Origin of the sequence: Stenotrophomonas sp. STM01, from assembly GCF_014852135.1 — a bacterium.
Classification (GTDB): Bacteria; Pseudomonadota; Gammaproteobacteria; order Xanthomonadales; family Xanthomonadaceae; genus Stenotrophomonas; species Stenotrophomonas capsici.
Genome location: NZ_JACVBA010000001.1, coordinates 1,416,272 through 1,431,584, shown reverse-complemented (window position 1 = coordinate 1,431,584; position 15,313 = coordinate 1,416,272). Strand labels below are relative to the sequence as shown.

The window sequence follows — 15,313 nt, the reverse complement described above, 5'->3', positions numbered from 1 at the left end:
GCCGGGGCAGCGCCACCGGCTGAATGAGCATAGCGAGGGGGGAACCGTAACCCTGCTTTCCCTCCACACCGGGCGATTGCCGCTGGCGCCCGGCCAGCGCCTGCCCGCGCTGAACCGGAAATCAGGGGAGCGGCGGCGGACTCCGGTACAATGCCGGGCCCGATTCCTAACCATGGTTTCCCGGACATGATCGTCCTCGAGGGCGCAGCTGCCCTTTCGCCGTTCCGTCGCGAACGTCTTGAATCCCGCCTGCAGTCCATCGCCGCCGACCTGCGTATCACCGGTGCCTGGCATGTCTATTTCACCCAAGCTGCCGATGCCGGCGCGGTCGACCTGACCACGCTGGGCCGTATCGTGCAGGGCCAGCCGCAGGCGGCCGAACGCGCCGACGGCGCGGTGTCGCGCTACGTGGTGCCCCGCCTGGGCACGTTGTCGCCGTGGTCGAGCAAGGCCACCGAGCTGGTGCGTGGCGCCGGCCTGGCGATCCAGCGCGTGGAGCGCGGTACCCGCATCGACCTGAGCGGCTGGCCGGCCGACCCGGCCCAGCAGGCCGCCGTGGCCAAGCTGCTGCACGACCCGATGACGCAGTCGCTGCTGACCGACATCGGGCAGGCGCAGGCACTGTTCACCAGCCTGGCGCGTGGCCAGCTGGAGCGCATCGCCCTGGCCGACCTGGAAAGCGCCAACAAGCGACTGGGCCTGGCCCTGGCCGAGGACGAGATCGAGTACCTGCGCCAGCGCTACACCGAGCTGGGCCGCGATCCGTCCGACGTCGAGCTGATGATGTTCGCGCAGGCCAACTCCGAGCACTGCCGCCACAAGATCTTCAACGCCAGCTGGACCATCGATGGGCAGGCGCAGGACCGCTCGCTGTTCAAGATGATCAAGAACACCCATCAGCAGACCCCGCAGCATACGTTGAGCGCGTACAGCGACAACGCTGCGGTGATCGAGGGTGAACCGGCCGCGCGTTACCGCCCGGACCCGGCCAGCGGCAAGTACCGCAGCGAAGCGGTGGTGCCCAGCGCCTTCCAGATCAAGGTGGAAACCCACAACCATCCGACCGCGATCGCGCCGTTCCCGGGTGCCTCGACCGGTGCCGGTGGCGAAATCCGCGACGAAGGCGCGACCGGCCGCGGCGGCAAGCCCAAGGCCGGCCTGACCGGTTTCTCGGTCTCGCACCTGCGCATCCCGACCCTGCCGCAGCCGTGGGAAGCGCCGCGCGCGCTGAACCCGCGCATGGCGCCGGCGCTGGACATCATGCTCGACGGCCCGCTCGGCGGCGCCGCGTTCAACAACGAGTTCGGCCGCCCGAACCTGCTGGGTTACTTCCGCAGCTTCGAACTGCCGGAAGGCGAGATCACCCGCGCCTATGACAAGCCGATCATGCTGGCCGGTGGCCTGGGCGCGATCGACCGCGTGCAGGTGGACAAGCTGCGCCTGCAGGACGGTGACATCGTCATCGTGCTCGGCGGCCCGGCGATGCTGATTGGCCTGGGCGGTGGTGCCGCTTCGTCGGTTGCCTCGGGCGAAAGCGCCGAGGACCTGGATTTCGCCAGCGTGCAGCGCGACAACCCGGAAATGGAGCGTCGCTGCCAGGAAGTGATCGACCGTTGCGTGGCCATGGGCACCGACAACCCGATCAAGTTCTTCCATGACGTCGGCGCCGGCGGCCTGTCCAACGCCATCCCGGAACTGCTGCACGACTCCGGCGTGGGTGGCGTGATCGATATGGGCAAGGTGCCCACCGACGATCCGTCGCTGTCGCCGCTGGAACTGTGGTGCAACGAATCGCAGGAACGCTACGTGCTGGGCATCCCGGCCGGGCGCCTGGCCGAGTTCACCGACATTTGCGCACGCGAGCGTTGTCCGTTCGCCGCGGTCGGCATCGCCACCGCCGAGGAGCGCCTGGTCGTCGCTTACGGCGCTACGCCGGGCAACATCCCGGCCGATGCGCCGATCGACCTGCCGATGGACGTGCTGTTCGGCAAGGCGCCGAAGATGCATCGCGACACCACGCATCCGGCTGCACCGCGTTGGCCGCAGCTCAAGACCGCCGGCATCAACCTGCATGAAGCCGGCCTGCGCGTGTTGGCGCATCCGACCGTTGCTTCCAAGAGCTTCCTGGTCACCATCGGTGACCGCAGCGTCGGCGGCTTGACCGCGCGCGAGCAGATGATCGGCCCGTGGCAGCTGCCGATGGCCGATGTCGCCATCACCCTGGCCGGCTTTGACACCTACGCCGGTGAAGCGATGTCGCTGGGCGAGCGTACCCCGCTGGCCCTGCTCAACGCCGCCGCCTCGGCGCGCATGGCGGTGGGTGAAGCCATCACCAACCTGTGCGCCGCGCCGGTGACCTCGCTGGACACGGTCAAGCTGTCGGCCAACTGGATGGCCGCCTGCGGCCACGACGGCGAAGACGCGCTGCTGTACGACGCGGTCAAGGCGGTGGGCATGGAACTGTGCCCGCAGCTGGACATCAGCATCCCGGTGGGCAAGGACTCGCTGTCGATGCAGGCGCAGTGGCAGGCTGACGGCAAGGCCGAGAAATCGGTGTCGCCGGTGTCGCTGGTGATCTCGGCGTTCGCGCCGGTGGTCGATGCGCGCCAGCAGCTGACCCCGCTGCTCGACCGTGAAACCGAAAGCGAGTTGTGGCTGATCGGATTGGGCGCGGGCAAACAGCGCCTGGGTGGTTCGATCCTGGCCCAGACCCAGGCCGACCACAGTGCCTTGCCGGCGTTTGCCGGTGAAGTGCCGGACCTGGACGACCCCGAGCGCCTGCGTGGGTTCTTCGAACTGATCCGCGATGCACGTGAAGCCGGCCTGCTGCTGGCCTACCACGACCGCAGCGACGGTGGTGCGTTCGCCGCGCTGTGCGAGATGTCCTTCGCCTCGCGCTTGGGCCTGGACATCGTGCTCGATGCCTGGGGCGATGACCCGTTCCGCAGCCTGTTCAACGAAGAACTCGGCGCCGTGGTGCAGATCGCCAGGGAAGACCGCGCCGCGTTCGCCGACCTGGTCGAGCGCCATGCGCTGACCGAGTGCGCGCAGCGCATCGCCCGCCCGACCACCGCGCCGGTGGTGCGCGTGCAACTGGGCGGCGAAAGCCTGGCCGAGTGGCGCTGGGAAGACCTGTTCGACGCCTGGTGGTCGGTGACCCACGCCATGCAGAAGCTGCGTGACAACCCGGAAGCGGCCGACCAGGAACGCGCGGTGGCCCGCAACTTCAACGCCCCGGGCCTGAAGCCGAAGCTGAGCTTCGACCCGGCCGAGGACGTGGCGGCACCGTTCATCGCCACCGGTGCGCGGCCGAAGATCGCGATCCTGCGCGAGCAGGGCGTCAACGGCCAGATCGAGATGGCCAACATCTTCGAGCGCGTGGGTTTTGATGCCTACGACGTGCACATGAGCGACCTGATCGCCGGCCGCGTGCAGCTGTCCGATTTCCGCGGCCTGGCCGCGTGCGGCGGCTTCAGCTACGGCGACGTGCTCGGTGCCGGCCGTGGCTGGGCGACTTCGATCCTGGAGCGACCGGCGCTGCGTGAGGCCTTCGCCGCGTTCTTCGCCCGCCCGGATACCTTCGCGCTGGGCGTGTGCAACGGCTGCCAGATGATCAGCCAGCTCAAGGCCATCATCCCCGGTGCCGAGCACTGGCCGACCTTCCTGCGCAACCGCAGCGAGCAGTTCGAGGCACGCACCGCCCTGCTGGAAGTGCAGGAGTCGCCGTCGATCCTGCTGCGTGGCATGGCCGGTTCGCGCCTGCCGGTGGCCGTGGCCCACGGCGAAGGCCGCGCCGAGTTCGACAGTGCGGTGGACCAGGCCGCGGCCAGCATCGCGTTGCGTTACGTCGATGGTGATGGCCGCGTGGCCGAGCAGTACCCGCTGAACCCGAACGGTTCGCCGGACGGCATCACCGGCCTGACCACCAGCGATGGCCGCGTCACCATCCTGATGCCGCACCCGGAGCGCACCCCGCGCACCGTCAACCTGAGCTGGGCGCCGGCGCGCTGGGGCGAGGATTCGCCGTGGCTGCGGATGTTCCGCAATGCCCGCGTATGGTGTGGCTGAGTAACGCTGGGAAATGGCCCCGACCCTGTCGGGGCCGTCCGGGAAAGCCCGTGGCCGCTGCCGCGGGCTTTTTTGTTGGGGTGGACAGGCCGGTGGCGGGCAGGTCCCGGATGCGGGGTTCAGGTGGCCGGGTATCCGGTGGCGGTGGCAGGCTGCCCGGGACGGTTTGGCGCGCGTCCGGCGCTGCGGTCATTCCTGCAGCGCAAAAAAAGTCGTCCTGAACACGCGTCGCCATCGGGATCGGGTCCCCCGCCCGAAGATTGGCTGGAAACGCCCGTGGGACAAGGCCCGGGGCTGGCCGTCGGCCGGGCCCGTCATGCCTGCAGAGCGTGCGGCGATGGCTTGGGGACAACACACGCATCCGTTTGTTTCATAAGAAATTTCCCAAAAATCATCTCCTTTGGGAGGGAGATTTGTGCGACGCATCTCAAAAGTCGTTATGCAGCCGGAAACTTGACGCTAGATAAATCGTCGATTAACACTCGAACCATCCTGTAGCGCCTCGACACGTACGGAACCGTGGTTACACATCCGTACGGGCGAGAGCCGCCACGGCAGGCGTGAGCCTCGCGTGCCCGGTTGTCCGGGAGACAGGATCCACAACACCTCAGGGGGATCGTTGGACGCGTTCAGTCCAGCGATGGCCGTTTCTGCAAGCGGAATAAACCACCCCACTTGAGGAGCTGTGACGATGAATCGGATTTATCGCAAGGTGTGGAACAAGGCATTGGGGCAGCTGGTCGTGGCATCGGAGTTGGCCACTTCCAACGCGTCGGGCGTCGTCGTCGATGAGCGACGCGCCGGCAGCCATCGGCTGCAGGCCTTGTCCCTGGCCATCGCCCTGGGACTGGGCGCAGGAACGGTTACCGCCGTACAGGCGCAATCGGTCGAAGTGGGCGGCAGCGGGCAGTGCATGGTGCTGGGCAGCGCGACCCTGGTGGATTGCGCGACGTCCGGTGACGCGCAGGCCACGGGCAGCAACGCGGTGGCCATTGGCGCCGGCACGGTCGCCTCGGCCGACGGCAGCGTGGCACTGGGTGCCGGCTCGGTCGCCGACCGCGCCAACAGCGTTTCGGTGGGCACGTCGGGCAGCGAGCGGCAGGTCACCCACGTGGCCGCCGGCACCGAGGCCACCGATGCGGTGAACAAGGCGCAGCTGGATGCCGTGGCGGCCGCCGGCGAGAACGTGCAGCACTACTTCAAGGCCAACGGTGCCGGTGACGGCAGCGACGACGCGGTGGCCAGCGGCGACGGTGCCACGGCGGCGGGCGTGGGCTCGGTGGCCAGCGGTGCGGAGAGCATCGCGGTGGGCAGCTACAACAGCGCGGCGGGCGACTACGCCAGTGCGGTGGGCTACGTGAACACCGCCAACGGCACCAACAGCTCGGCGGTGGGCAATTTCAACCAGGTCGATGGGCAGAACAGCAGCGCGTTCGGCTTCGCCAACTTCGTCGATGGCGACAACGCCACGGCGGTGGGCAGCAACAGCATCGCCAGTGGCGGCAGCAGCTTCGCCGCCGGTGACAGCGTGATCGCCAGCGGCGAGTACGCCACGGCGGTGGGTTCGGAAAGCGTGGCCAGCGGCGAACAGAGCGCGGCCTTCGGTGCGGCCTCGGCGGCCTCGGGGGATGGCGCCACGGCGGTGGGCGTGCTGGCCGAAGCCGATGGCATCGAGTCCACCGCGGTGGGCTACTACAGCAGCGCCGAAGGCAATGGGGCGACCGCACTGGGCGCGGAGAGCGTGGCCAGTGGCACCACGGCCAGCGCGCAGGGCTTCGCCGCGCAGGCCACGGCCAGCTACGCCACGGCGGTGGGTGGCTATGCACAGGCGGCGGGCTTCAACAGCACCGCGCTGGGCAACAGCAGCACGGCCAGCGGCAGCAACGATGTGGCCGTTGGCGCCGATGCGGTGGCCAGTGGCGAAGACAGCCTGGCCGCCGGCCAGGGCGCGCTGGCGACCGGCTACAACAGCGTCGCGGTGGGCGGGTCGCTGTTCGGCCTGCTGCCGGCCGAAGCCTCGGGTGACTACTCCACCGCCGTGGGCGGTGGCGCGTGGTCGCCGGGTACCAACAGCACGGCGCTGGGCAACGCGGCCATCGCGCAGGGAGCAAACAGCGTGGCGCTGGGTGCCGACTCGCTGGCCGAGCGTGACAACACGGTCTCGGTGGGCGATGTCGGCAACGAGCGGCAGATCACCAACGTGGCCGCCGGCACCGAGGACACCGATGCGGTGAACAAGGCGCAACTGGACGAAGCCACCGCCAACAGCAAGTACTTCGTTGCCACCGGCGAGAACGGCGCCATCGCCGAAGGCGAGGAGGCGACTGCATCGGGCAGCAACGCGATGGCGCAGGGGGACTACGCCACCGCGCTGGGTTCTTCCAGTTCGGCACTGGCGCTGGGGGCTTCGGCCATCGGCAGCGGCGCGGTCGCCACCGGCCAGTACGCCACGTCCACCGGTTACAACGCGGTGGCCGAAGGGGATTCCAGCACCGCCAACGGTGGCCGCCTGTACTTCGAGGATGCCGACGGCAACGTCGTGCTGGACCAGACCACCACGGCGTCCGGCGTGGGCGCATCGGCCTTTGGCGCCGGCGCGGTGGCGACCGGGGCGTTCTCGACGGCGAATGGTGCCGGCGCGACGGCCGAGGGTGCGCAATCCACCACCACCGGCTACCGCAGCAGCGCTGGCGGGGCCTATTCCACCGCCAACGGCAGCTTTGCCGATGCCAGCGGCGCACGCAGCACGGCGCTGGGCTATGGCAGTGAATCCACGGCCACCTATGCCACCGCGGTGGGCTTCGCGGCGGTGAGCAGCGGCGACTACAGCACCGCGGTGGGCGGCGTGGCCGACATCGGCGACCTGCTGTACGGCTTCCCGGGCTTCATCACCCAGGCGACCGAGGCCAGTGGCGTTGCATCCACCGCCTTGGGCAACGGCGCGCAGGCGACCGACCTGGGCGCGACCGCCGTGGGCACCGCGGCGACCGCCGAAGGGGTGCAGGCGACCACGCTGGGCACGTTGGCCGCGGCCGCCGGTGACGGCGCCACCGCGATCGGCGGCGGCAGCTACGCCAATGCCGAGAACGCCACCGCCGTGGGCTTCCTGGCCGAGGCCAGTGGCGTGAACAGCGTCGCGCTGGGTGCCAACTCGGTGGCCGATCGCGACGACACCGTGTCGGTCGGCAGCGATGGTGCCGAACGGCAGATCACCCACGTGGCGGCCGGCACCGAGGCCACCGATGCGGTGAACAAGGCGCAACTCGACGATGTCGCCGCCGTCGCCTCCAACACCGACAAGTACTTCAAGGCGACCGGTGGCGACGACAGCGATGCTGGTGCGCTGGCAGAGGGCCAGAACGCGACGGCGGCCGGCGAGGCCAGCAACGCCATCGGCAATGGCGCTTCGGCCTACGGCAACGGTGCCAATGCACTGGCCGACAACGCGACCGCGCTGGGTACCAGCGCGCTGGCGACCGGCGAGGGTGCCATCGCTGTTGGCCTGAACGCCAATGCATCGGCGCAGGACAACATCGCCATCGGTACCAATGCCAGCACCGCGCAGGGCGGGCAGCTGGCCATTGGTGCGGACAGCAGCGCCAATGGCCTGTTCGCCGCGGCCATCGGTGCGGACGCGCAGGCCTCGGGCCTGGCCGCGACCGCCATCGGCAACGCGGCATGGGCCACCGGGCGTGAGTCCACGGCCATCGGCTTCGGCGCGACCGCCGATGCCTGGCAGGCGGTGTCGGTCGGTTCGGGCGCATATGCGACGTTCTTCGGTACCGCCGTGGGCACCCAGGCGCAGGCCGCCGAGGTGGCCACCGCGGTGGGCCAGAACGCCATCGCCGACATTGCCGGTGCCGCCTTCGGCGTGCAGACGCGCGCCGGGCAGGGCGGCGTGGCGGTCGGCAACAACGCCGCCACTGGTGAAATGGGCGTGGCGGTCGGCACCAATGCACTGGCCGGGCAGGATGCCTACAGCGAAACCGAGGGCAAGCAGACCACCGCGCTCGGTGCCGAGGCATGGGCGACCGAGGACGGCGCCACCGTCGTCGGTTACAACAGCTACGCGCAGGCGCAGAACGCATCCGTGCTGGGCTCCAATGCGTGGACCACCAAAGACGCGCAGAACAGCGTGGTGCTGGGTGCCGGTTCGCTGGCCGACCGGGCAAACACGGTGTCGGTGGGTGCCGCGCAGGAATGGACCGATGCGGCCGGCGTGACCCATGCCGCCATCGACCGGCAGATCACCAACGTCGCCGCCGGTACCGAAGGCACCGACGCGGTGAACGTGGACCAGCTCAATGCAGCGGCCGAAGGCGCGCTGCTGGCGGGCCGCTACTTCAAGGCCAACGGTGCCGGTGACGGCAGCGACGACGCGGTGGCCAGCGGCGACGGTGCCACGGCGGCGGGCGTGGGCTCGGTGGCCAGCGGTGCGGAGAGCATCGCGGTGGGCAGCTACAACAGCGCGGCGGGCGACTACGCCAGTGCGGTGGGCTACGTGAACACCGCCAACGGCACCAACAGCTCGGCGGTGGGCAACTTCAACCAGGTCGATGGGCAGAACAGCAGCGCGTTCGGCTTCGCCAACTTCGTCGATGGCGACAACGCCACGGCGGTGGGCAGCAACAGCATCGCCAGTGGTGGCAGCAGCTTCGCCGCCGGTGACAGCGTGATCGCCAGCGGCGAGTACGCCACGGCGGTGGGTTCGGAAAGCGTGGCCAGCGGCGAGCAGAGCGCGGCCTTCGGTGCGGCCTCGGCGGCCTCGGGGGATGGCGCCACGGCGGTGGGCGTGCTGGCCGAAGCCGATGGCATCGAGTCCACCGCGGTGGGCTACTACAGCAGCGCCGAAGGCAGCGGCGCGACCGCGCTGGGCGCGGAGAGCGTGGCCAGTGGCACCACGGCCAGCGCGCAGGGCTTCGCCGCGCAGGCTACGGCCAGCTACGCCACGGCGGTGGGTGGCTATGCACAGGCGGCGGGCTTCAACAGCACCGCGCTGGGCAACAGCAGCACGGCCAGCGGCAGCAACGACGTGGCCGTTGGCGCCGATGCGGTGGCCAGTGGCGAAGACAGCTTGGCCGCCGGCCAGGGCGCGCTGGCGACCGGCTACAACAGCGTCGCGGTGGGCGGGTCGCTGTTCGGCCTGCTGCCGGCCGAGGCCTCGGGCGACTACTCCACCGCCGTGGGCGGTGGCGCGTGGTCGCCGGGTACCAACAGCACGGCGCTGGGCAACGCGGCCATCGCGCAGGGAGCAAACAGCGTGGCGCTGGGTGCCGACTCGCTGGCCGAGCGTGACAACACGGTCTCGGTGGGCGATGTCGGCAACGAACGGCAGATCACCAACGTGGCCGCCGGCACCGAGGACACCGATGCGGTGAACAAGGCGCAGCTGGACGAAGTGGCCGCTGTGGCCGACACCACCAGCAAGTACTTCAAGGCCAGTGGCAGTGCCGACAGTGATGTCGGTGCCTACGTCGAGGGTGATAACGCGGTGGCCGCCGGCGAGGCAGCCAATGCCTACGGCAACGGTGCCTCGGCTTACGGCAGCGGTGCCAATGCCCTGTCCGACGGGGCGACCGCGGTCGGCATGAACGCCCTGGCCAGCGGCCAGAACGCCGCCGCGTTCGGCCAGAACGCACAGGCGATGGGCCCGGGTGCGGTGGCCGTCGGTGGCAACGCGGTGGACGAGAACGGCGATGCGCTGATCAACGTCGGTGGCGTGCCGGTGGATACCGGTGCGACCAGCGCCGGCGTCGGTGGCACCGCGCTGGGTGCCAGCGCCAATGCCGAAGGCTTCGCCGCCACGGCGAGCGGCGTGGGCGCGTTGGCACGTGGCGACCAGTCCACCGCCAATGGCGCGGTTGCCAACGCCCTGGGCGACTACAGCACCGCGACCGGTTCGCAGAGCTATGCCGAAGGTGCGGGCACGACCGCGGTGGGCTTCAATGCGGCGGCCTATGAGGACGGCAACGTGGCCGTGGGCCGCAATGCCTCGGCACTGGGCGAAGGCAGCCTGGCGATCGGTGATGGTGCCGAGACCGGCTTCGGCCTGTTCGGCATCGGTGCGGCCAACGCGGTGGCGATCGGCAGCGGCAGCTGGGCCTTCGGCGATGACGCCACCGCGGTGGGTGCCAATGCCTGGGCCTTCGACCAGCGCAGCACCGCCGTGGGTGCGGGTGCGCAGGCGGGCGCCGAGAACTCGGTGGCGCTGGGTGCCGGATCGGTGGCGGGCCGCGACAACACGGTGTCGGTGGGCGATGTCGGCAGCGAACGGCAGATCACCAACGTGGCCGCCGGCACCGAGGACACCGACGCGGTGAACAAGGCACAGCTGGACGACGTGGCCGCCGTTGCCGAGGAAGGTCAGATAACCGCGAAGTACTTCAAGGCCAGCGGCAGTGCCGACAGTGATGTCGGTGCCTACGTCGAGGGCGAGAATGCGGTGGCCGCCGGCGAGGCAGCCAATGCCTACGGCAACGGTGCCTCGGCTTACGGCAGCGGTGCCAATGCCCTGTCCGACGGGGCGACCGCGGTCGGCATGAACGCCCTGGCCAGCGGCCAGAACGCCGCCGCGTTCGGCCAGAACGCGCAGGCGATGGGCCCGGGTGCGGTGGCCGTCGGTGGCAACGCGGTGGACGAGAACGGCGATGCGCTGATCAACGTCGGTGGCGTGCCGGTGGATACCGGTGCGACCAGCGCCGGCGTCGGTGGCACCGCGCTGGGTGCCAGCGCCAATGCCGAAGGCTTCGCCGCCACGGCGAGCGGCGTGGGCGCGTTGGCACGTGGCGACCAGTCCACCGCCAATGGCGCGGTTGCCAACGCCCTGGGCGACTACAGCACCGCGACCGGTTCGCAGAGCTATGCCGAAGGCGCGGGCACGACCGCGATGGGCTTCAATGCGGCGGCCTACGAGGACGGCAACGTGGCCGTGGGCCGCAATGCCTCGGCACTGGGCGAAGGCAGCCTGGCGATCGGTGATGGTGCCGAGACCGGCTTCGGCCTGTTCGGCATTGGTTCGACCAATGCGGTGGCGATCGGCAGCGCCAGCTGGGCCTTCGGCGATGACGCCACCGCGGTGGGCGCCAATGCCTGGGCGGTGGGCCAGCAGAGCACCGCGCTGGGCATGGGGGCGGAGGCCAGTGGCACCGGTTCGGTGGCCCTGGGTGCCGGCTCGGTCGCCGACCGCGCCGGTACGGTGTCGGTGGGCAGTGCCGGCAACGAACGCCAGATCACCAACGTGGCCGCCGGTACCGAGGCCACCGATGCGGTGAACAAGTCGCAGCTGGATGCGGTGGCAACCAGCGCCGGCCAGACCAGCAAGTACTTCCAGGCCACGGGCAGTGCGGCGGCGAGCGCGGGCGGCACGGACGCACTGGCCGCCGGTTCGGGTGCCAACGCCAGCGCCAACCGTTCCACGGCGTTGGGCACGGCCAGCACCGCCAACGCCACCGGTGCAACGGCGGTCGGCGCGGATGCATCGGCGCGTGGCACCAACAGCACCGCGCTGGGCCGGCAGACCTCGATCACCGCGACCAACGGCGTGGCGATCGGCTATGGCGCGTTCGCCAGCAACGGGGTCAACAGCGTCGCCATCGGCGCCGGTGCCGGGGTGTCCGGCGCCAACTCGGTTGCGCTGGGTGCCGGTTCGCGTGCGACCGAGGCAAACGTGGTCTCGGTGGGCGGTGGCAATGGCACCGACGGCCCGGCCACGCGCCGCATCGTCAACGTCGCCAACGGCCGCGTCGCCCAGAACAGCACCGATGCGGTGACCGGTGGCCAGTTGTACGTCACCAACCAGCGGGTCGGTGCGGTGGAGACGCGCGTGGACGACATCGATGGCCGCATCGGCACGGTGGAGAACGTCACCGCCAATGCCGTGACCTACGATGACAGCAGTCGCGACACGATGACCCTGGCCGGCGTGAAGGGAACCACGCTGGACAACGTGGCCGCCGGCAACATCGCCGCCGGCAGCATGCAGGCGGTCAACGGGGGCCAGCTGTTCCAATCGCTGGGCAACATGGCCAGCTTCCTCGGCGGTGGTGCCGGCATCGGCATGCAGGGCGTGTTCGTCGCGCCGACCTACGTGATCCAGGGCAGCAGCTACAACAACGTCGGTGCGGCGTTGACGGCACTGGACAACCAGGTCACCTCGATCAACGGCCGCCTGGCAGGGAATGGCAACGGGAACGGGAACGGGAACGGGAACGGCCATGGAAATGGCAACGGCAATGGCAATGGCAATGGCAATGGCAATGGTCCCCGTACCGCCAGCGTCGACACCACCGCCAGTACCGGCGGCGTCGCACTGGGCGACCAGGCCAAGGCCAACAACGCCGCCGGCACCGCGGTGGGCAACAGCAGCTACGCGCATGGCCCGAACGACACCGCGCTGGGCAGCAACGCCCGCGTTGATGCCGACGGCAGCACCGCGGTGGGGGCCAACACCCACATCACCGCGGCGGCCACCAATGCCGTTGCGGTGGGTGAAAGCGCCAGCGTGAGTGCCGCCTCCGGGACCGCGGTGGGCCAGGGCGCGAGCGTCACCGCGCAGGGAGCCGTGGCGTTGGGGCAGGGCTCGGTGGCCGATCGTGCCAACACCGTGTCGGTGGGCAGTGCCGGGCAGGAGCGGCAGATCACCAATGTTGCTGCCGGCACCCAGGCCACCGACGCGGTCAACAAGGGACAGCTGGACCAGGGCGTCGCCTCGGCCAACAGCTATACCGACACCAAGTTCGGCAGCCTCACCGACAGCTTCACCGGACTGCGCAACGACATGGACAACCGCCTGCGGCATATCGATCGCCGCATTGATCGCCAGGGCGCGATGAACGCGGCGATGTTGAACATGGCCACCAGCGCGGCGGGCGTACGCACGCCGAACCGCGTGGGCGTGGGCGTGGGCTTCCAGAGCGGTGAATCGGCCCTGTCCATCGGCTACCAGCGTGCGATCAGCGATCGCGCCACGGTCACCCTGGGCGGTGCCTTCAGCAGCGATGACAGCTCGGTGGGCGTGGGCGCCGGCTTCGGCTGGTAAGCACGTCGGTGACAGCGGCGCCCGCCATCACCGGCGGGCGCCTGCAGCAAGGTTCGCGGCCCCGCCGTCGGCTGCCCCCGCAGCCGGTGGAGCGAGGGTCGGGAAGGCAAGGCAATGCAGCAATGGAGTTCCATCCCTGTTCCAGCAGACGAGAGATCGAACATGAAGAAGACCAAGCTTGGAGTGGCAGTTGCCGGTGTCGTGTTGATGGTTTCGATGGGCGTGCCGGCCGCATTGGCGGCCAACACCGGCAGCCTGCCGACACGCCCGCTCAACAGTGGGCCGGCCGCCGGTGAAGGCGGATACCGATTCATCGTCAAGTACCGTGCCGGCAGCAGCGAGCTGCGTGATTCAGGCGTGGCCAACCGGGGCATCAATGCCGCGGCCTCGCGCGCCGGGCTGAGCCGGGCGACCGCCGCTTCGGCCAAGTCGGCCGCACGTCCGGCCGCCAGTGCCGCGCTGCTGCGCCGCATGGGCAGCCCGGGCTGGGCGGTGGTGAAGGCCTCGCGTGAGCTGGACGGCCAGGAAGCGGCCAACTTCATCCGCGAGCTGAAGGCCAATCCCGCGGTGGAGCGGGTGGAAATCGACCGGATGTACCAGCGCCTGGCAACCCAGGTGAGCCCGAACTTCGCGCCCAACGACCCGCAGACCTCGGCGCAGTGGAACTTCTACAACGCCCAGAGCGGCGTGAACGCCACCCAGGCCTGGGACATCTCGCAGGGCGAGGGCGTGGTGGTGGCGGTGATCGACACCGGCATCGCGCAGGGCAACCCGGACCTGCAGAACAACGTGATTCCCGGCTACGACATGATCAGCGACAAGCGCGTCTCGCGCCGCGACAGCGATGACCGCGTCGCCGGCGGCTGGGACATCGGCGACTGGGTCGAGCAGAACTACTGCACTGGCTGGGCGACCAACGACCCGCATGCGGCCGACGTCAGTTCCTGGCACGGCAGCCATGTCGCCGGCACCGTCGCGCAGGAGACCAACAACGGCGTCAACCTGGCCGGCCTGGCGTTCAAGGCCAAGGTGATGCCGGTGCGCGTGCTCGGTTCCTGCGGCGGCTTCGGCAGCGACATCTCCGACGGCATCATCTGGGCGGCCGGTGGTACCGTGCCGGGCCTGCCGGCCAACCCGAACCCGGCGGAAGTCATCAACATGAGCCTGGGCAGCGGTGCGCCGTCGAGCTGCCCGACCATCTACCAGGACGCCATCGACGAGGCGATCAGCCTCGGCAGCATCATCGTGGTGGCCGCGGGCAACGACAACGCCAATGCCGGCAGCTACACGATGTCCTCGTGCAACAACGTGATCTCGGTGGGCGCCACCGGTTTCAACGGCGGGCGCACGTACTACTCCAACTACGGGCCGCGCGTGGACCTGTCCGCGCCGGGCGGCAACGCCGAGCAGAACAACAACGGCTGGATCTTCCAGGTGATCAACGAAGGCACGCAGGGGCCGACCGCGGACTGGGCGCCGCTGGGCATGGTGGGTACCTCGATGGCGTCGCCGCACGTGGCCGCCGCGGTGGCGATGGTGCAGAGCGTGGTCGACACGCCGCTGACCTGGACGCAGATGCGTGACCTGCTGACTTCCACGGTCAAGCCGTTCCCGGTGAGCATCCCGGCCTCCACGCCGATCGGCGCCGGCATCCTCAACATCGAGGCGGCCCTGCTCAAGGCAACCACGCCGCCGTGCGACCCGGCCGTGGAGGAATGCGGCCCGGTGGCCACGCCGCTGGTCAACAAGGTCGCGGTGACCGGCCTGGCCGGCAACAGTGGCAACGAGGTGCTGTACAGCTTCCAGGCCGAGGCCGGCAAGGTGCTGACCTTCATGAGCTACGGTGGCAGCGGCAACGTCTCGCTGTACGCCAGCTTCGACAAGGAGCCGTCGGCCAGCGCGGCCGATGCCAGCTCCACCCGCCCGGGCAACAGCGAGACCATTCGCTTCACCGCCCCGAAGGCCGGCACCTACTACGTCAAGCTGGTCGGTGCGGGCAGCTTCAGCGGCGTGAGCCTGGTCGCGCGCCAGTAAGCGTTTCCTCCTGTGGTCCTTGGAACCCCGGCTTGCCGGGGTTCTTTGTTGTGGCCATGCCGGGTGGGCGGGCCGGCGTAATCGCGCTGACGTGGATGCCAATCACGCTGGAAGCGGGAATTGCGCCTGTTCATGCGTATGGAACGACGCGGCGAGCTGCTAAAGTCCGGTCAA

General features: G+C 69.6%; 3 protein-coding genes. All 3 read left to right on the top strand.

Features of this window, described 5'->3' with window-relative positions:
- Nucleotides 1-186 precede the first annotated feature (186 nt).
- The 3 genes from purL (at nt 187) to IB227_RS06635 (ending at nt 15,139) form a co-directional block, all read left to right on the top strand.
- Entirely contained in the window at nt 187-4,068 is a 3,882-nt protein-coding gene (gene purL / locus IB227_RS06655; RefSeq protein ID WP_192286728.1) for a phosphoribosylformylglycinamidine synthase, read from the top strand.
- A 691-nt stretch (nt 4,069-4,759) separates the two neighbouring features.
- Complete coding sequence (locus IB227_RS06650) at nt 4,760-13,105, top strand: ESPR-type extended signal peptide-containing protein (RefSeq protein ID WP_225591607.1); 8,346 nt, start codon at nt 4,760-4,762, stop codon at nt 13,103-13,105.
- Nucleotides 13,106-13,267: 162 nt separating this feature from the next.
- The gene (locus tag IB227_RS06635) at nt 13,268-15,139 is read left to right on the top strand and encodes a S8 family peptidase (protein ID WP_132865047.1); all 1,872 of its coding nucleotides are present in this window, start codon (nt 13,268-13,270) and stop codon (nt 15,137-15,139) included.
- Nucleotides 15,140-15,313: the final 174 nt, after the last annotated feature.

What these genes read in the sequence shown, in the direction of transcription:
- purL (WP_192286728.1), top strand. Translation starts at nt 187, where the DNA reads ATGATCGTCCTCGAGGGCGCAGCTGCCCTTTCGCCGTTCCGTCGCGAA.
- IB227_RS06650 (WP_225591607.1), top strand. Translation starts at nt 4,760, where the DNA reads ATGAATCGGATTTATCGCAAGGTGTGGAACAAGGCATTGGGGCAGCTG.
- IB227_RS06635 (WP_132865047.1), top strand. Translation starts at nt 13,268, where the DNA reads ATGAAGAAGACCAAGCTTGGAGTGGCAGTTGCCGGTGTCGTGTTGATG.